Origin of the sequence: Seonamhaeicola algicola (assembly GCF_007997385.1) — a bacterium.
Classification (GTDB): Bacteria; Bacteroidota; Bacteroidia; order Flavobacteriales; family Flavobacteriaceae; genus Seonamhaeicola; species Seonamhaeicola algicola.
Window position 1 is genome coordinate 103790 of sequence record NZ_VOSC01000007.1, and the last position, 19272, is coordinate 123061.

The 19272-nt window shown below is 34.1% G+C and carries 12 protein-coding genes; all 12 read right to left on the reverse strand.

Going from position 1 to position 19272, the window contains the following annotated elements; translation table 11 throughout:
• Nucleotides 1–95: 95 nt before the first annotated feature.
• The 12 genes from FUA26_RS02105 to FUA26_RS02160 are packed head-to-tail and all read right to left on the reverse strand — an operon-like array spanning nucleotide 96 to nucleotide 19173.
• Nucleotides 96–1406, reverse strand: a complete 1311-nt coding sequence (locus FUA26_RS02105; RefSeq protein WP_147130956.1) for a glycoside hydrolase family 117 protein — start codon at nucleotides 1404–1406, stop codon at nucleotides 96–98.
• A 19-nt stretch (nucleotides 1407–1425) separates the two neighbouring features.
• Nucleotides 1426–2673 carry a family 16 glycosylhydrolase gene (locus FUA26_RS02110; RefSeq protein WP_147130958.1) on the reverse strand — a complete coding sequence of 416 codons (1248 nt, stop codon included), beginning with the start codon at nucleotides 2671–2673 and terminating at the stop codon, nucleotides 1426–1428.
• Nucleotides 2661–4382 (reverse strand): glycoside hydrolase family 2 protein, encoded by a 1722-nt coding sequence (locus FUA26_RS02115; RefSeq protein WP_246109052.1) that lies wholly within the window; start codon nucleotides 4380–4382, stop codon nucleotides 2661–2663. Before FUA26_RS02115 ends, FUA26_RS02110 begins: the two co-directional genes overlap by 13 nt.
• 4 nt (nucleotides 4383–4386) lie before the next feature.
• The gene (locus tag FUA26_RS02120) at nucleotides 4387–5508 is read right to left on the reverse strand and encodes a glycoside hydrolase family protein (protein ID WP_147130960.1); all 1122 of its coding nucleotides are present in this window, start codon (nucleotides 5506–5508) and stop codon (nucleotides 4387–4389) included.
• A gap of 2 nt (nucleotides 5509–5510) precedes the next feature.
• A complete protein-coding gene (locus FUA26_RS02125) occupies nucleotides 5511–6629 on the reverse strand; it encodes a glycoside hydrolase family protein (protein ID WP_147130962.1) in 1119 nt (372 codons plus the stop codon).
• Between the two features lie 33 nt (nucleotides 6630–6662).
• Nucleotides 6663–8639, reverse strand: coding sequence for a hypothetical protein (locus tag FUA26_RS02130; RefSeq protein ID WP_147130963.1), 1977 nt, complete (start codon nucleotides 8637–8639; stop codon nucleotides 6663–6665).
• 12 nt (nucleotides 8640–8651) lie between these two features.
• Complete coding sequence (locus FUA26_RS02135; protein ID WP_147130965.1) at nucleotides 8652–9743, reverse strand: glycoside hydrolase family protein; 1092 nt, start codon at nucleotides 9741–9743, stop codon at nucleotides 8652–8654.
• A gap of 32 nt (nucleotides 9744–9775) precedes the next feature.
• Nucleotides 9776–10894: a glycoside hydrolase family protein gene (locus FUA26_RS02140; RefSeq protein WP_246109053.1), complete on the reverse strand. Its 1119-nt coding sequence runs from the start codon at nucleotides 10892–10894 to the stop codon at nucleotides 9776–9778.
• 25 nt (nucleotides 10895–10919) lie between these two features.
• Entirely contained in the window at nucleotides 10920–14090 is a 3171-nt protein-coding gene (locus FUA26_RS02145; RefSeq protein WP_186826836.1) for a glycoside hydrolase family 2 TIM barrel-domain containing protein, read from the reverse strand.
• A gap of 7 nt (nucleotides 14091–14097) precedes the next feature.
• Nucleotides 14098–15183 carry a glycoside hydrolase family protein gene (locus FUA26_RS02150; protein WP_186826837.1) on the reverse strand — a complete coding sequence of 362 codons (1086 nt, stop codon included), beginning with the start codon at nucleotides 15181–15183 and terminating at the stop codon, nucleotides 14098–14100.
• 44 nt (nucleotides 15184–15227) lie between these two features.
• On the reverse strand, nucleotides 15228–17507 hold the full coding sequence (locus tag FUA26_RS02155) for an FAD-dependent oxidoreductase (protein WP_147130970.1): 2280 nt from the start codon (nucleotides 17505–17507) through the stop codon (nucleotides 15228–15230).
• A gap of 16 nt (nucleotides 17508–17523) precedes the next feature.
• Entirely contained in the window at nucleotides 17524–19173 is a 1650-nt protein-coding gene (locus FUA26_RS02160) for a sodium:solute symporter family protein (protein WP_147130972.1), read from the reverse strand.
• Nucleotides 19174–19272: the final 99 nt, after the last annotated feature.

Here is a 19272-nt window from a genome sequence, read left to right on the forward strand (position 1 = left end):
AAGATATGGCTGAAGATATTTTTTAAGTGAATAATGAACACCAAAAAAGTAGAATTCTTTTAACTCATTTTAAAAATTATTTAAAGCACGTGTAACTAATTAGCTTCCTTTAATTTTTTATTCTGTTCTTCTATACGTTCTTTTTGTCTTTTATTTAATCCTTGCTTGTAATAGACATCTAGATCATGATACACGCCTGTTTGTTTCATAACGGGATCATCAATGTCTTGACTTAAATCACAATCAAAACGCGCTAAAATTGAATGTTGATTTATACCATTTTTACCTGCATTTGTAAAATGTGACAACCCCCATGTTATACCGCGTCCATCTTTAGTATCAGAAAAAGCATCAGGCACAAATGGACCTGGAGCAATTGGCACTAACTCACAAATTGAAGCAATTTCAAAGTTAACCCAATCTTCAGCATACTGAATTGTATAGTGCTCTGTTCCATCTTTAACCGTTATTGCTGCAACACCTTTTTTGAAAGGGAATAAACTTACTTCGTGCCCTGAACTAGTTAGTGGATTTAATGGATGTTTTTTAAACGGTCCTAGTGGGTTTTCTCCTACAACAAGACCACCGCCAACCCATACCGGGTTTGGTCTATTAAAAGCAGATTTATAGTATATATAAATTTTCCCATTATGAACTAGAGGATAAGGATCATGTATTGCGTATTGATCCCATGAACCTTCAGGCCCGTTTTCAATAACTATTTTGCCCGATGGTGTCCATGGGCCATCAGGCGAATCTGAATAAGATGCTGTTACGGGGCAATAATCACCACGCTTACCACTGGCTTCCATAAAACCTTGATAATACAAATAATATTTACCTTTCCATTTTAAAATATCGGTTGTTGTTACCGAGCGCCATCCCACTTCTGGTTTTTTTGGTCTTTGTATAGCAACACCTTGTTCTTCCCAAGTAAAGCCATCTTCACTGGTTGCATACCAAATTTCTGATAAATCCCAATCTGTAGATGGAATTTCATCAGTAGCCTCATCTGCTCTATTCCATCCTATTGGTATTACCTTAGTGTGTCTTTTTGTGTACCATACATAATATTTACCGTTTTCAAAAATTATTTTAGATGGATCTCTACGTGATATTGTACCATCATGATTATTATAGTCAAAACCCTGTAATTCAGTGTATTTAAATTGTGAGTATAATTCATTATTACGAGGGTGGATAGCACTGTAATGATTAAAACTTCTTTTCATTGCTGCACTAAGTTCTCTATTTTTAGTACTATCTGTAACAGTATAGGGAAATGGTTCTTCTGTTTTAATAATATTTGAAGTTGAATTTATTTTTTTTGTTTTATTGTTACAACTTAAAAAACTTAAACAAATTACTGTAGTAACTACAAGTATTAATAACACTACCTTTTTCATAATAACAACTATTTAATATTTATTTATGTTGATAATATTTAACATAATCAACTTTCATACTTGTACCATCAATGGCATCAGTAACGGGGCCTGCCCATTTTATAATTGCAAGACTTAACCATATAGGAGTTTCACTATGACTAAATTCATTATTTTCTCTTCTAATTTCTTCTCCATCAAAATAAAAAACAAGTTCATCTTCATTCCATAACAAACCATACGTGTGATATTCATTAGAAAAATCATAAGTATCAGTTACGTTTAAAACAGATATATCTTTCCATTTTCCATCATTCAAATACTGTATTTTGTAATTTTTAATAAGGTCATGCCAATCTCCATTAGAAGATTGCCAACCGTTTAAAAACTGAATACAGCCAATAGTTTTCATATCATTCCATTCAAACTCTAACCATTTTTCTCCTTCATCTTGTGTGGCCCAACGCGTACTTGGGTTACCATCAATGACGTTTTTTTCAGAATTATTATTTTTATAAGACCCACTAGATGTAATTTTCACATCTTTTGAAGCTACTAAATTTTCAAGGGTTGGTATATCTGTATCAGCTGTTTTTGATAAAACATCGGGATAATTACCATCATTTAAGCCATATACCCTAAATTCTCCTATATGAAAACGACTATTATTGTTTGATTGAAAACGAATTTTATTGGTAGAAACTGGAATTTCTAATTGAATAGAATAACCGCTTTTTGCTCCGAAAGCAAAAGCTTTATGGCTTGAGTAATGCTTTCTTTTTCCATCTTCAGTTATTGTAACATCAGACCAGTTATGAATATTTGTATTTACTTCATTTGGGTAATGTCCTTCATTAATATCAATTTCAAAGCGTTTTCCTTTTTTGGGTTCACCTCCTCCTTTGGTCATCAACCAAAAAGAGTTGTTTGTTGCCTCAACTCCAGCGTATTTGTAACGGCACTCAAAATATCCGTATGTAAATCTTTTTTTTGTCCATATACTTCCAGATGTCCAATCTTGCCCCCCTCTTTTTTCTTTCTTATTTTCTAAATGTAATACGCCGTTTTTTACAACTGCATTTTCTCGCCATCTACTACAAAGAATATGGCCACTTGGCCCGTTTTGAGATTCCCAAGCATCATCTAATTTTTTATTATTATAATCAAAGTTATCTTCCCAAGTTAATTTATAGTTTTTAGCTACTTCAGCTGGTAATTGTGCGTGTACTTTGTTTGAAATAATACAAAATGACACCAATAATAAACTAGATGTTATTAATTTTTCCATGTTTTGTAAACATTTTTTAATTGGTTATATGCTTCTTTTTTGTTACGGTTTTCATCAACAATACCCCATTCTCTAAAACCTGAATCTGGTGTTCCTTTATAATTGCTTCTGTAATCATTATAACTCCAAATTGACACGCCTGTAACGTATGGGTAATTTTTTAGTTGGCTTATAAATTCTATTAAATCATCTTTTAATTTTGCATGTGGAGCAGGCCCAATTTGCCCTCTACCTATTTCTGAAACAAAAATGGGTTTGTTTGGAAATTTGTTATGCACTTTCTCAATAATTTTAATGGCATGCCCATAGCTATTAATAGATAAAAAATCTAGTTTTTCATAAGGCTCAGTACCAATTTCTCCGCCTTGATATGCTGTATTACTTACATATGTTTTTAACCTTGTTTTATCTAAAGACTCTGTGAAATTTATCATTTCGTTTACGTAATCGTATTGTTTTTTTGTAAGGTGTTGTTTACCCCATTTTGGAGCTTCGGTTCTAAGTTCATTACCAACACTCCATGCTACAACCGAAGGGTGATTATAATCGCGCTCAATCATTTCTTGCATCCATTGTTTTGTTTGTGGGTTGTTAGGTACAGAATTAGGATCTCCATCACCCCAAACTGGAATTTCTTCAACTAATAAAAAACCAATACTATCACATAGTTTTAAAATATTTTTAGATAATGGTGCATGCATTAATCTGGAGAAATTACAGCCCAAATTATATTTAATATCAAGCATATCTTGCTTTACCAAGTGGTCTGGTTCAGTGTTGCCATAAACAGGATGGTCATGCACTCTATTAACACCATTCATTCTTACGGCTTTATTATTTAAGAAGAATTGTTCTCCACGTACTTCAAATTTTCTTATACCAAACTTATCAGTTGCTGTATCTAGTAAATTATTGTTATTTGAAATATTACTTTGTAATTGGTATAAATTTGGATGATTAAAATGCCATAATTTTACTTGTGATAATGGTTTTTGAAATTTTATATATGAAATTGCTTCGGCATTTTTTTCAATGGTTATAAATAGGGAATCTGTATGAATATTTTCTATATTAGAATTTATTTTTATTGAAACTGGTTCATTGCTACTATTATCTAATTTATATTTAATAATAAAGTTTACTCTATTGGCCTCAAAATCTGGCTCTGAAGTAATGTGCTGATATACAATTCTAACATTATTTTTTGCTGAAAGTGACACATTACGACTTATACCACCCCATGCCCACCAAGCACCTCGCTTGTATGTATTATTAGCCATAACAACTATAGTATTGGCTTCGTTTAAATTAACATTATTGGTTATATTAAACTCAAATGGTGTATAACCACCAATATGTTTTCCTAGAAACTTACCATTAAGCCATACTTTTGCTGTTTCATAAACAGCATCAAATTTTAACCAAATTTGTTTATTTTGCCAATGCTTAGGTATTGTGAATTCTTTTTTATAGTAGCCTTTTCCAACATACTCAGAGTAGCGCGCTCTAGTATCCCAATTTCCTGGCACTTGTAAGGTATCCCAATTGTTTATTTGTTGAGTTACCACATCAGTTTCACTCACTTCATTTGACGCATAAAAATTCCATGTTCCATTTAACGACATGTTACCACCCGAAACTTCATTTTGAAATTTTTCACAACTACAGAATACAGCAAAAGCGCATAAAAAAAAGACTAATTTCCTCACTATTTTAATTTTTATGCTTAGTAATTTTTAAAGGAATTTGAATGTTAAATGAATGGCGTACATTGTTAACATCAATAGTATCGGCTGCACATAAAAGGGCTATAGGTTCACCGTTTTCAATGAATACTTGTGGACGTTCTAGATGATCAAATTTTGTTGTTGTGCCGTTTTCCCAAGTAACAGTTCTATCAGAGATTTCAAAATATTTAGCTTGATTCCAAGTAATGCCATCTTCAGAATCATAATGCACTAAAGAGAATACTCGCTTTTTTCCTTCATGCTTAATTCGCTTAACTATAGCTCGGTATTTTCCATCTTGATACCAGATGTAAGGATCTTCAGCTGGAAACGTTTCGCCTTCAAAAGTAAATACCGGATCTGGATATTTTTTAAATGGCCCTATTGGCGAATCTGCAATTGCCACCATATGTACCACAGGGCCACCATTAGGCATTTTTCGTTTTTTACCTACCGCTTTATATACCATTAACACCTTACCATCTGCCATTTGACATACTGATGGATTAGAGGTCATTAAGGCATCATGTGCTAATGAATCGTTATAAGTAATATCTAGAACAGGATTATCAAAACGTTTCCATGGCCCATTTGGGGTATCTGCAACAGCTACACCAATTCGCTGATTATTACGGTGTACCCAATTAATTTTTTGTTTTCCGGGTACGCTTACTATTTTTTTATCACCTTTATTACCCATATAGTATAAATAGTATTTGCCATTTATTTTATGTACAGTTGGGTTATGTGTGGTTGAACCATCCCAAAAGTTAGTACCTCTGTCTGGAAGCGCATCACCCACATGCTCAAATGGGCCAAATGGTGAGTTTGATACCGCATGAGAAATATAGGAATAATTAACCCACTCCCATCCTATTTTTTTGGGCCATTGTGCATAAAACATATGATACTTGTTATCTTCACCCTTTACTAATGAACCTCCCCAAATACTCATAGTATCATTTACAAAAACCGATTTTGGAGACACTTTACCAAACTCAATTTGGTAATCTATTACTGTTTGTTTTTGTATATCTTGTTTATTTTCTTTTTTTCCGCAAGAGATAATTACAAGTACAATAACTATTAGGCTTAAAAGTTTTTTCATCTTTATTTTGTATGTTTAGTAATGTTTAAGGGTATTTGAATGTTAAACGAATGCAATACATTATTTACATCAAGTGAATCTGCAGCGCACAATAACGCTATAGCTTTACCATTTTCAAAAAATAGTTGAGGTCTTTCTAAATGTTCAAACTTTGTTTTAGAGCCATCTTCCCAAGTAATGGTTTTATCTGACACTTGAAAGTATTTAGCTTCTTTCCAGTGAATTCCATCCTCAGAGTCATAATGAATTAAAGATTTTTCTCTTTTTCCATCATTAGAGCCCATACGTTTTACTATAGCTCTATATTTTCCATCTTGATACCAAATATATGGGTCTTCAGCAGGAAAGTCTTCTCCTTGCACTGTAAATACTGGGGCTGGATACTTTTTAAACGGACCAGTAGGCGTATCTGCAATTGCAACTAAGTGAACCACAGGTCCACCTCCAGGAAGCTTTCTCTTTTTTCCAACCGCTTTATAAACCATTAAAAATTTTCCGTCTGGCATTTTACAAACGGATGGATTAGACGCCATTAATGCATCATGAGCATTATCATTAGGAGACACATCAATTACAGGTTTATCAAATCTTTTCCATGGTCCGTTAGGGCTTTCGGAAACAGCAACTCCAATACGCTGATTATTTCTATGTATCCAATTGAATGCGGGTTTGCCTGGAACACTAGGAGTCTTCAAATCTCCAGTAGTTCCCATATAGTATAAATAATATTTCCCATCAAATTTATGAATTGTGGGATTATGTGTTGTGGTACCATCCCATTTTGAATGGTCTCGCATAGGCAAAGCTACATCTTTATGGGTAAATGGACCGAAAGGTGATTTAGAAGTTGCATGAGCAATTTCTGAATAGGTCAACCATTCCCAACCCAATTTTTTCGGCCATCTAGAATAAAACATATGATATAAGCTATCTTCACCTTTCACTAACGCCCCTCCCCATATACTTATAGTATCATTGACAAATACCGATTTTGGAGATACTACACCCAATTCTAATTGCAAATCAATAGAGGCCTGTTCTTTTATCACCTGCTTATTTTCATTTTTTCCACAAGAGGTAATTATAAGTGTAATAATAATTAAGTTTAATAGTCTTTTCATTTTAGCATATTTTAATTTTTTAATGGTTTTATACTACTGTTTAGTCTGTATAATCAACTTAGCTGAAACAACATAAATATCATTGTCTGAAACATTTTCACCAAATGTTAAAATTAATGTATTTTTCCCTTGTCTTAAAAGAGACACAGGAAGTTCTACTCGTTCTACCGCATTGTAGTATGTAATTCCTCTAGTGTGTTGATAATCTAGAATTTTACCTAAGTATTGGCCATTAAAATTAAATGCCGGCGAATCTTTCATTCCTTCTTTCATAGACAATCCAATATCTACAAAACATCGTTGAGCATTTTTTGGTGCCTCTGTTAAATTAAATTGAACATTATGAGGTGTGTTCTTGGGAACTTTGTTCAAGTAACCATTTGCATAGAAAGCTTCCTCTAACACCTTTGAAGTTGGTTTGATAGAAGACTCCGTCTCAATTTTAATAATAACTGTTTCTTCTCCATCAATAATGATGTTGTTTAGAGTTGTAAGTGATTGATATTCTGAATCAATAACTAGGTTACCATCAAAGTTTTTGTTGTTATGCGGTTCTGGATATTCTCCTTCCCATTTTAAGCGTTTTATTCCCATGCCCGTTATGTTATCCGTATCTAAACCATCAAGAGTTACATCCAAATTAAGAGAGAATTCTCCAATAGTTTTACCATAGTGGGCCACCAGATAAATGAACTGTCCATCTCTTAGTACCTCGTAGTTACTAAATGTCTTCTGTGTTGTTTTTTCTTCATAGTACAGTCTTTCTCCTTTTACATCTTTAAAGTATTCATAGAATTGTAAAAATGGTGTTATACTATGTTTTTTATTATTGGGGTCATTTTCTAAATTGTAAACAGCCTGACCTCTATTTGGTGCATAACCAAAGTCACTGTGTGAAAGAATAAATGGTACCGCTAACTGCACCTCAGGTTGATCCATGTAGAGCATCATTTGCCGGATTACAGTGGTCATATACAGGAAAAACTTGAAGTCATTCTCCCAAGGTCCAAATTGAGGTGAAATGGATTGTCTTCCGTATTCTGATATGATTATAGGTTTTGGTCCACCACCATACAGGGTATTCTGCACAGCTTGTACCATATTCAGTTGACTCTCTAAAGTACCAAAATCATAAACAGCTGAATTCCCGTTGTACATGCCTTTGAATAAGCTGGGATGATTTTGCTTTTTGGTCATGTTATTACGGTTTCCTTTGTAGTTAATGGAATCATATGCCCAATATCCCTTTGAGTAGGTATGCAAATCGTAGCCACTCAATGCGTTTTGAGTTGCTGAAATAAAATCAGCATAGAACTTCTGCCATACAACTAAATCCTTTCCAGGAAAAGTCCATGCCCAACAAGGGCCAAAAACTTGTACATCTTTATGCTTTTTCTGTATGGCATTGGCCATAACTTTATGAAACTCGCCAATATCAGTAATATCCCAGCTTTGTTTGGGTTCATTTTGAACTGTGTACCAGGTAGGTAAGGGTACATTGTTTAATTCCAATTCATCAAGCCATGCGTTAACTTGAAGGGCTGCCAACTCAAAATATTCATTTTTTACAGCATCGTATACATCACCTGATTTCCTCATCCAAGAGGGATATGTTCTAGAAATACCTGCAATGGCCCATTTAAAGTCTTGATTTGATTTAAATCCTTCCTGTAAAAAACTAATTTGGTTCTGTGTGACTTCTTTAACCTTATCCTTTATGAGTTCATCATCTTCGTAATTCTTATCTATTTTTGATAAATGTGGTCCCAGACTTCTTGTCGGCTTCATTATTTCCCACTGTGAGTCTGTATATCTTGTTCCGGTAAGTGTACCCATTGTCGTGAAATACTTTGACCGGTCCAGACTGTTTTTTACAAAACTACCACTTCTCAATTCATGCAATTGATCCGGAAAAATCACAATCTGGGTACTATCCTGAGCTTGTAACAAAGAAATGTACAAAACTAAAAAAACCGAAAGGGTTATTATCCTCATATTAATTGTCTTCATAATTGTTAACATTTAATCATTTAATGGAATTACCAATGAAAATGAATCGTCACTATCCTTTGGTAGTACAGCAATTACCAGAGCCTTAAGCTTTCCATCTTCGAAATAAAGTTTAGGCATATCCGCTGTGCGCTCACAAAGTGTTTCGGTACCATCTGTCCAAAATAATTTTCCTGCCTTTAAAACCAATGGTTGTTGGGCTAATGTCCAGTCCATACCTTCTTCATCTGAAATATAAAGAACCATTGTTCCTTTTTCATATTCAGTCAGTGATCCATCATGATCTTTTCCTATGCAATAGTAACGTCCATCCTGGAACCACTCCACGTGATCATCAAGTGCAAACCTTGCGGTTTCAGTTTCAATGAAAGGAATACCAGTATCAATAAAGGGGCCCATAGGAGAATCAGATAACGCAGTTACATGAACTACTCTGCCACCATGCATACCTTCTTTTTCTTTTACGTACTTATAAACCATCAGAAATTTACCATCTGGTCTTATTGAGACTACCGGAGTTGAGACCAGTCGTTTAGTTGAGTCAATATCAACTAATGGCTTGTCAAAGCGTTTCCATTCACCATTTAAATCATCAGCTACTGCAACACCTATTCTTTGATTATTTCTGTTTACCCACCATTCTTCATCTTTATACTTAGGCATTACAGTGTCAGGTGTATTATCCCAATATCCAGAACCTCGGTTTCCCATGTAATACAGGTAATATTTACCTTCGTATTCTAAAATGTGTGGATTATGGGTTGTACTTCCATCCCAATAATTAAGACCTCTGGGTGGCAAAACCAACCTTTTAAATTCATATGGCCCCGTTAGTTTATCAGACACAGCATGAGCCACTTCACTATGTGTTACCCATCCTAAATGCCCTCTTGTTTTAGGCCACCTGGAATAAATAGCATGGTATTTACCATCTTTTCCTTTAATAATGTTGGTTCCCCAAACATTATAATCTTCTTCTTCAATGATGTTCGCTTTGTTAAACTTCTCTGGAAGCATACTAGCAAAATCTAGCTTTGGTTTTTGTGTTGGTATTGATTTTGTTTGTTTACAACTAAATACAGCTATAAGCATTACGACTAACACATGAAATAATATGCGTTTATCACCCATGTATATTAGTTTGAAATTTTTACAGGTATCTGCACATTAAAGGAGTGTAACACACCATTTTCATCTTTAACATCTGAGGCACACAATAATGCGGTTGGTTTTCCATCTTCTATATATAACTGTGGTCTTTCTAAATGGTCCACCTTTTGGATAGTGCCATCTTCCCAATTAATCTCCAGTGTAGAGACTAAACCATTTTTAGATAAATTCCAATCAAAACCATCTTCAGATTCAAATAACACCAATGCTTGACCCGCGTCTGTAAAAGCACCATGCATATCTTTTACAATAGCTCTATATTTACCTTTTTCATACCAAATAAAAGGGTCTTCTGCTGGAAAGTCAGTTCCTTTGGCCGTAAATACAGGTTTATCATATTTCTTAAATGGCCCCGTTGGACTGTCTGACGTAGCAACACAATGCACCACTGGTCCTCCTGATATTTTCTTGATTTTTTTACCAACTGCTTTATATACCATCAAATAGCCTCCGTCAGGACGTCTAGTGATAGAAGGATTGTTTGCTAACAATGCATCTAGAGCATTTTCATCTTCACTAGCATCAATTAATGGTGTATCAAAACGTTCCCACGGCCCATTTGGGTCATAAGCCACAGCAACACCAATACGTTGGTTGTTTCTATGCGTCCAATTATACACAATTTTCCCCGGCACACACAGGTTAACACCATCTCCTGTATTACCCATATAATAGAGGTAATACTTACCATCGAATTTATGTACCGTTGGATTATGTGTGCAAAGTCCATCCCAAAATTCTGCTCCTCTTGGTCCAAGAATAACGTCCTTATGTTTAAATGGTCCAAATGGAGATTTTGAAGTGGCATGAGCAATTTCAGAATGTGTAACCCAAGCCCACCCAAGGTCTTTTTTCCATCTTGAATAGAACATGTGGTACAAACTATCTTGCCCTTTTATTATGGAAGCGCCCCAAATGGTTATAGAGTCATTTACAAATTTTGACTTTAAAGCTACTTTATCAAACTCTAATTTGTAATCTTTTTCTACTTCAACCACAACGCTTTTCTCTTCTGTAGTTTTATTTTTGGTTTTTACACAGGAAAAAATAAAACAAGCTGCTATTAAATAAATTATCTTTTTCATCTTAACTAAGACTTATTTAATTTTTTTAAAAAGGATTCGCTTCCATAATGTATGACCAATCGCTTTCTTTATTATTATTTTCTCTTTTTAATTTGAAATAAACTTTGTCCTCTCCTTCCAAATCAATAGATATCATACCTCGCACATTAGAAACGAACTCTTTATCCAAATTGTTTTTAGATGTGCCATATTTCACGGTATAGTTTCCATCAGTAAAATCACTAGAATAACCAATCACCAACTTGTTATCTGTTATAAATGCATCCCAAATTATTGGTGGCAATAGATTCTCATCAGTAGTTACTTCAACTGCTTCCGAAGGATTACTAACACCTTTATCATTTACTGCGTAAAGCTTAAAACTATAACTCTTATTATCGTTTAAACCATCAATATCAATGTAATTTGCAATGGTTTTATCTGTGTTAACCTCAATACCTTCGTCATTTACATAAGATGCAAAGTACTCCGTAGCATTAGGTATTTTATCGAACAATATTCTAGCTGCATTTTTACCTGTAATAACTTTTTTGATTTCAGGTGTAATAGCATTTTGGAATGAAACCGTTTTTGAATACCTTGTATAATTGGTAGGTGTTACCAAGTTAACCGTTAAGTCCAAAAGGTTATCTAGTGATTTGTCCCAAGAGATTTCTCCTTTCCATTCACCATCTTCTGGTTTTAAAACCGGTAAGTCAATTACCTCACTTAAAACAGTTTTTCCTTCATTATTCTTGAACTGATATTCTAACTTGTAATTAGTCATTGTATAACTTGGATAACCGCTTCTGCTTTTAATAGAAATACGAATATTTGCTGACTTGTTTTCAAAATCAATATTTGAAACTTCAATATCTTTTATTGGCGCATGCTCCTTTTTAATGCGGTCAAATAATCTTCTTTTCTGTCTCCAAGAATTTATTAATCCCCAAACACGGTTTTCTTCGGCCGTGGTTCCAGCATATCCACTACGGTAGTCATTAAACGTCCATAACGAAGTACCAATTACATAATCATTTTTATCTCTAAAATGATTCATCCACTCAGAAATCACTTCTTCATCACCATCTAAACCTGTTGAAGGCATTGGACCAAATCCATACTCTGATAAGAAAATTGGTTTATTAGGCCACTTTTCTCTTAAAGTATTTAAGATTTCTTGTGGTTCTCCTTGCCATGTGTACATGTTGTGCATAATTAAATCTACAAATGTATTCGGGTCTGTTTCAGGTGTGTATTCTTTCTTTTGACCAGAATTACTTACACAGGTAACTAGTCTATATGGGTCTAGCTCTTCTTTTACGTATGCTATGGCTTCTCTACCATAATCAAAATGATTGTTAAGTTCATTACCTATACTCCAACCAATAATACTAGGATGATTAATATCACGTTCAATCATGCCTTTAAGCCAGTACTTAGATAAAAAATAGTTTTTCTTAGCTACTTCAGAACCACCACCTACAAGTGGTTCTGTTAAAACATAAGGCTCATCTAAAACTAAAACTTCTTGTTCTTCAGAATTAACACCAATATTTGTTTCATTATTAAACTTGGAAAGCGGAACATATTGGGCTCTAAACTCATCATTATCAAGGTCTCTTACATTTATTTCTTGAAAAAGAAGAATACCTTTTTTATCACATAAATCAATAAGGTTTTCGTTTTGTGTCCCGTGCATAATACGCATAAAATTAGCACCGGCTTCTTTCATAAGGTCAACATCTTTTTCTAAAACCTCAACTGGTTCCGATGAGCCCCAAAACCTACTCTCACTAACTCGATTAAACCCAGCTAAACGCACAGGTTCTCCGTTGAGCAACATTTTAGAGGTAGTTAATTCAATTTTTCTAATTCCGAAGTTATCACCTTGATTATCTAATTCATTTTCTCCTTCGGAAATAACGGTTTCAATTTTGTATAGCTTAGGATTATCAAAATGCCACAACTCAACATTTTCTGGTTTTAAAGATGTTTCTAAATGAATATCTTCCGAAGAATGAGGTTCAATATCTATAGTTCCTGCTAAAGAAGCTATTTCACCTCCATCAAGAATTTTAGAGTTTACATTTACAATTCTTTTTTCTTCAGAGTTATTTTCAATCCTAACTTTTAACTTTAATGAGGCTGTCCCTTCTTTTAAATCTGGTTCTGCATGAATGTATTGGTAATCAATTCTAACATCTTTGTTTTTGGTTAGAGAGACTCCTCTAATGATACCTCCCCAATTCCATGTGGCACTTACAATAGCACTATTATCCGCCTGAACAGCAATGACATTTTTGCCATCATAATTTAATGCATCTGTAACGTCAAATTCAAAAGGAGTGAAACCACCTCTATTCATACCAATAAACCTACCGTTTAGATATACCTTTGCAATGTGGTAAACACCTCCGAACTTTAAATAATATCTATTATCTGAAGTTTTAGACCAACCAGAAGGGATGTCAATGGTTTTTCTATACCAGCCAATACCAGTATAATTTGAAAAATCATTGTTCATCCCCCAGTGACCAGGTACTTTTAAATCGCACCAATTGCTATCATCAAAATCTGTTTTGTAAACTTGTCTAGGCTCTTCTTTTGCCTTTAAATATTTTTCTTCAGAAATTTCCCTGAACATAACAGCATCAGCAGCTACTTCTCCACTGGTTATTGCCGTTAATTCTATATAATTATCATCTTCTTTATTAAACTTATATATTCCAAGACTTATCCATTCGTTACAAAATATTCTATGGTTTAAATATTTTGTAGTCACGCCTTCGGCATGTTTTATATTATACTGAGGTGTTAAATGTGAAGCAAATGGATACCGGGAGAAAGCTTGGTAATATCCAGATTTTTTAAAATTAGGGTAAAACCTTACATGTGAATCGTCTTCTTTATTACCTCCGCCTAAATTTGTATTTGTAAAGTTATGGGCTAAATAGTCTTCTTTATAAAAGTGCGTACTCCTTTGAGCCGTAGTAACAGTTCTCCAATTACCTTTAATCTCAATATTTTCACTTCTATTATCAACAACAATATCGTTTTCTGTTTCGCTAATATTTAAATAATTTGACCCTTGCCCATATATTGTGTAAAACTTCCAGTTTCCATTTAATGAAAGTTCATCTTGTACTTTATCTACTGTTTTTCTATCACAATTAACTAATAATAAAGCTATTAAAACTAAAAAAGTGTGTCTCATATTAATTTTATTTAAGAGGAATTCTAAGGTTACAGGCGTGACCTCTATGAACCCCATTTACTGTTATACCTAATGCACCAAATAAGAAAGTAGGCTTACCATCTTCTATCAATAATTGAGGGCGTTCAATTTTATATTCTGTTCTTGTTCCGTCTTCCTTTAGAATTTTACTAGGAACTACCATAGGGTGCTTTGACTGAACCCAATCTTGCCCATTATCTGATTCCATAAGAGCAATGGCACCAGAATCTCCGGTAAATGATCCTTTAATATCTGTAACCAAAGCATAATATTTCCCATCTTGACTCCATACATATGGGTCTTCTGCAATCATATGAGTTTCTTCCTCGCCTTTTAATTCAAAAATGGGCTCTTCATGTTTTTTAAATGGTCCTAAAGGATTATCTGCAGAAGATGCTAAATAACGTACTCTACTCCCTTTTGAAACCTTCCAAGTGTCATTACTTGACATATCAATGGGTTTCCAGTCTTTATTCTTTCCAACCACCTTATATACGGCAAACATTTTTCCATCTGGACCTATATTTATAGCAGGATTAGAAACCATAAGTGCATCTGGAGCGTTTGAATCTTCATCTACAGTAATAACCGGCTTATTAAGCCTATTCCATGGTCCTTCAGGGTTATCAGACCATGCTACTCCTATTCTTTGGTTGTTTCTATAAATCCACCAATCTTTATGTTTCATTGAAGTAGGCTGAACAGCTTTAACATGAGAAGTACACCCCATGTAGTATAGATAGTATTTTCCATCTTTCTTAACAATATTAGGGTTGTGTGTGGTTGTGCCATCCCAAAATTCTTTTCCTCTGGCAGGTAATGCCACGTTAACATGCTTATAAGGGCCTTCTGCTTTATCTGCAACTGCATAAGCAATCTCAGAATCGGTTACCCATCCCATGTGTCCCAATTCATATTCCCATCTAGAATAGTACATGTGATATTTTCCATCATCCCCTTTAACTACTGAAGCCCCCCATATATGATAATCTTCACTAATAAATTTGTGTTTTTCAGAAACTGGTTGTACCATAGCTCCTAAATTCAACTCACTTTTTTCTTGGCATGCCATTTTTAAAAATGGCATACAAACTACTAGTACAAAAAATTTTATTTTTACCTGCATAATATTTCAAAAATTGTAGCAGGTACATCTTTTGAAGGGTGTTCTGCCTCAATTATAAATCCTTTTAATTTTAAAGGCTCATTAAACTTTAGCGTGTTTATGGCTTGGTAATTACCTTTTACGGTTTGTAATGTATTACCTTCTAAATCTTTAATCACATAATTTTTTAGCATAAAAGGGACTACTTCTTCAGGATGCCCCATGAGTGTAGATTCTAAAGGATGATCATAATCTGGATCTAAAAACAATTTAATTTCTGATATTTCTTTAGCCGCTTGCCAAGTAACTTTTAAAGTTGGTTTTTCATCATTTAAATTAGCTACCCAAGCATTAACTTGACCCCACGGACGCACATAACCATTACCTAAATTTTCACTATTAAAAGCTTGTATTGCTGGCTCAATTGCCATAGCTATATTTTCACCTTCGGGTCTGCGGTGTGGTGTCCAAAACTCAAACTCATCAACACCAATATTTGGTGGTGGCACTTGTTTACCGTTGTTTGATACTGCTTTATTTACACCATTAAACACTGATAAAATACCCGAATAACGTTTTTTACTTGTTTTTAAACTTACACTTTCATTTGATAAAAATGTAACAAAACCGTACTGATTTTGGGGCATTCCGTTTGAAAAACTAATAGTTATAGTTTGCTCTCCTGCCTCTAAATTAAAGGTTTGTGTTTCTAAAACAACTTCTGGCGTGTAGTTTTTACTTTTTTCAGAAGTTCTCAGTTCTACGTGTAACGTTGTTGCTTTTTCAGCTTTTACAGCTACTTTGAATTGATATTTCTCATTAGCTTTTAATGGTAATAATTGTGCTGCCGAAATTTGCAATGGAAACCATTTACCATCAAAAGGAATTTGCGCTAACTGCAGTTCTGAAGACGCTTCTACTGTTGCTTCATTTAACAAATTAGTTTCTGCATTTATGGGTATATCAGGTATACTTTGCCCTTCAATATTTAATTTATTTTGAAGGTTTTTAATTTCATTATTATTTAAAATATCGGCAGGTTTTAGTTGTTTTTCAGTACAAATGGCAGCTGCCATACCTACAGCTTGCGCACAAAAACCAGTTGTTGCCATAACTCGAGTTGAACCAAAAGCAACGTGTGTTGCACTTATAATTCTACCGGCTAAAAATAGGTTATCAATATCTTTACTTACAAATGAACGATATGGTATTTGGTACACCCCTTTTGAGTGCCATTGTGTACATGCTGAAAGGTTACTATATACGCCATCGGCAGGATGCAAATCTATAGCCCAACCACCGTGAGCAATAGCATCATCAAACGTTTTTTGCTCAATAACATCTTGTTGTTTCATCATGTATAAACCTTCAAAACGACGGCTTTCGCGCTTACCTGGAATGGTACCAACCCACTCTAAAGTCATATTATCAACATCTTCAAACGCTCCTGAGTTTTTTATATAATCCCAAACACCGTAAATTACCTTCCAAAGTTCGTATTTAATATGTTCAGTATCGTGAATGGTATCCATACGTCCACCGTACTCAAACCACCAAAAACGACATCCTTTATCATCTTTTCCTATGGCTTTATATCTTGGAATTTGTTTTATGTCTTTTAAAGCAAATTCTGGTGCTTTAAATTTCACGGGTTTATCGGTGTTTTTACTGTAGAAATACATAGAATGCCCAAGAAGTTCTCCGTATGATTTATCGGGTGCAAATAACTCACCAAATTCCTCTTTAGATTCGGCACCCATTCTAAAAGCAGCACCTGCTTTAAAAGCCACAATACCATCACCTGAAGCATCACAAAACAGTGGAGCTTTTACAATATATTCGGTTGAATTTTGAGAATTGAATGCTTTTACAGATTCTATTTGTGTATCTGATGTTTTTGTTACATCATAAACGCTGGTATTTAAAAGTAACGTTATATTTTTTTCATTTAAAACTTTTTCAAGTAAAACAGTATCAAAAATTACAGCGTTACCTTCAGGGTTTCTGTATAGGTTTTCAACTAAAATTTCATCCATAACACCGCCTTCACGAGACCAACGGTTGTTGTTACCCATGTGAGACGTAGCACCTAGAATCCATAAACGTACTTCAGAAGACGCATTACCACCTAAAACTGGCCTGTCTTGTATTAACACCACTTTAGTACCTTGTCTTGCCGCTGTTATTGCAGCACAAACACCTGCTGTTCCGCCTCCAGTAATACTCAAATCGCACTCAAGTGTTACCGTTTTATTGTTTCTTTTTTCTTTATGAAAAGATTCTTGTATCATTTTGAATGATTTGTTTCTATTTTGATTTTTTTATAATAAATAATCCTAAAAGCATAATAAATGTACCCATGCCCCAAATAAGTGTTTTATTTGATTGGGCTAAAAAGGCCAATATGGTTATTAACAAGCCTGTAGCCGCTACACCTATGCCAATTACTTTAATACCTTTTTTATTACTGCTAGTATCTTCTTCTTCATTATTAGCTACCGCTTCTTTTGAATTTTTCACAGCTAAATAGTTAGTGTACTGAGTTGTACTACTTTTAGTTTGTATAAGATAAACTTCTAAAATGGCTAGTAATACAATAGGAATACCCATACCCACTACCATTTCCATAGCACGCCCTAGTGTTACACCAATTAAACTTGGTGCAAAAAACTTAAAAAATGCATTTATAGTTAATGAAATTACTGTTACTGCTAATACCGTTTTTCCTGTTTGATATTTTGAAAACAGCGCCCAAAGTGGTGGCAAAAACATAGCACCACCTGTTAAAGCTGCCAAACTCATAACTACTTCAACAATACCGCCAAAATAAGGTACTAGTAAAGCAATAATTATAGTTAAAACACCTAAAACAACAGTAGCTATTCTTCCTACTTTTACTAAAGTTTGGTTTGTAGTATTGGGAAACATATTTTTATAAATATCATTTGCTAATACACCTGCTGAAATATTTAATGTTGTATTTACAGAGCTTGATGTAGCGAATACCATACCACCTAACATTAGCCCAAGCATACCTACTGGTAATACTTCTTTACACATTAGTAAATAAGCACCTTCATCGGCTAAGTTTCCTAAATCAGGATTTAAAACTTTATAAATCATTGGAGGCAACATCCAAATTAATGGACTAATAACATATAATCCGCCAAATAGCCAACCTACTTTTTTAGCATCTTTAGGCGTAGCAACACTGGTATAACGCTGTATATAAGCCCAATTTCCAGCAATAAAAAATAAGTTATATAACCCAAAAGCCACCATGAAAACACCTGTGTATTCTGAATTTGTAAAATCGAAAAAATGCTCAGGAGCTTTTTCTATAAAATTATTTATTCCCCCAATTTTATCAAATGATAATGGTAATACAATAAGTACCGCTGCAGTTAATACAATAAATTGCAACACATCGGTTACAATTACAGCCCAAAGACCACCAACAGCTGTGTAAATAAGTATTAAAATACCTAAAACAATAATACTTGTAGTTATAGGAATTCCTGTTGAAACCTCAACTATTTTAGCAACTGGATATAAAAATGCACCTGTTGTAAAAATGGAAATAAATAAAAATAAATAGGTGTAAATTTTTTGTGTTGTTACCCCTAACCTATCAGCAATAAACTCGGCAGCTGTTAAAGCTTTTGTTTTTTGCCATTTTGGTGCAATAAAAAAGCCAATAATAATACCAGCTATGCACATTGTCCATTGAATACTAACAGCAACCCAACCACTAGAGTAAGCTATAGAGCCCCAAACAACAAAAGTTCCTGCAGAAAAGAAACTCATAAATAAGGACAAACCACTCATCCACCAAGGTAAAGCGCCACCAGCAGCAAAAAACGACTTCATGTTTTTGCCTGCTTTTGAGAAACTCATACCGCAAACAAAAACTAAAGCCGTAAACACTAAAATGACAATAATATCAATATTGTTCATGAAAAGAAAAATTAATTTATTTTAAATATAACCCCAGAATATATACCTAAACTAAAAAGCCTTAAATATATCTTCGGTAACGTTACCGAAAACGATATA

Excerpts from the sequence above, each read along its gene's own strand:
- FUA26_RS02105 (WP_147130956.1), bottom strand. The coding sequence starts at position 1,406 with ATGAAAAAGGTAGTGTTATTAATACTTGTAGTTACTACAGTAATTTGT.
- FUA26_RS02160 (WP_147130972.1), bottom strand. The coding sequence starts at position 19,173 with ATGAACAATATTGATATTATTGTCATTTTAGTGTTTACGGCTTTAGTT.
- FUA26_RS02110 (WP_147130958.1), bottom strand. The coding sequence starts at position 2,673 with ATGGAAAAATTAATAACATCTAGTTTATTATTGGTGTCATTTTGTATT.
- FUA26_RS02145 (WP_186826836.1), bottom strand. The coding sequence starts at position 14,090 with ATGAGACACACTTTTTTAGTTTTAATAGCTTTATTATTAGTTAATTGT.
- FUA26_RS02150 (WP_186826837.1), bottom strand. The coding sequence starts at position 15,183 with ATGGCATGCCAAGAAAAAAGTGAGTTGAATTTAGGAGCTATGGTACAA.
- FUA26_RS02140 (WP_246109053.1), bottom strand. The coding sequence starts at position 10,894 with ATGAAAAAGATAATTTATTTAATAGCAGCTTGTTTTATTTTTTCCTGT.
- FUA26_RS02120 (WP_147130960.1), bottom strand. The coding sequence starts at position 5,508 with ATGAAAAAACTTTTAAGCCTAATAGTTATTGTACTTGTAATTATCTCT.
- FUA26_RS02130 (WP_147130963.1), bottom strand. The coding sequence starts at position 8,639 with ATGAAGACAATTAATATGAGGATAATAACCCTTTCGGTTTTTTTAGTT.
- FUA26_RS02155 (WP_147130970.1), bottom strand. The coding sequence starts at position 17,507 with ATGATACAAGAATCTTTTCATAAAGAAAAAAGAAACAATAAAACGGTA.
- FUA26_RS02125 (WP_147130962.1), bottom strand. The coding sequence starts at position 6,629 with ATGAAAAGACTATTAAACTTAATTATTATTACACTTATAATTACCTCT.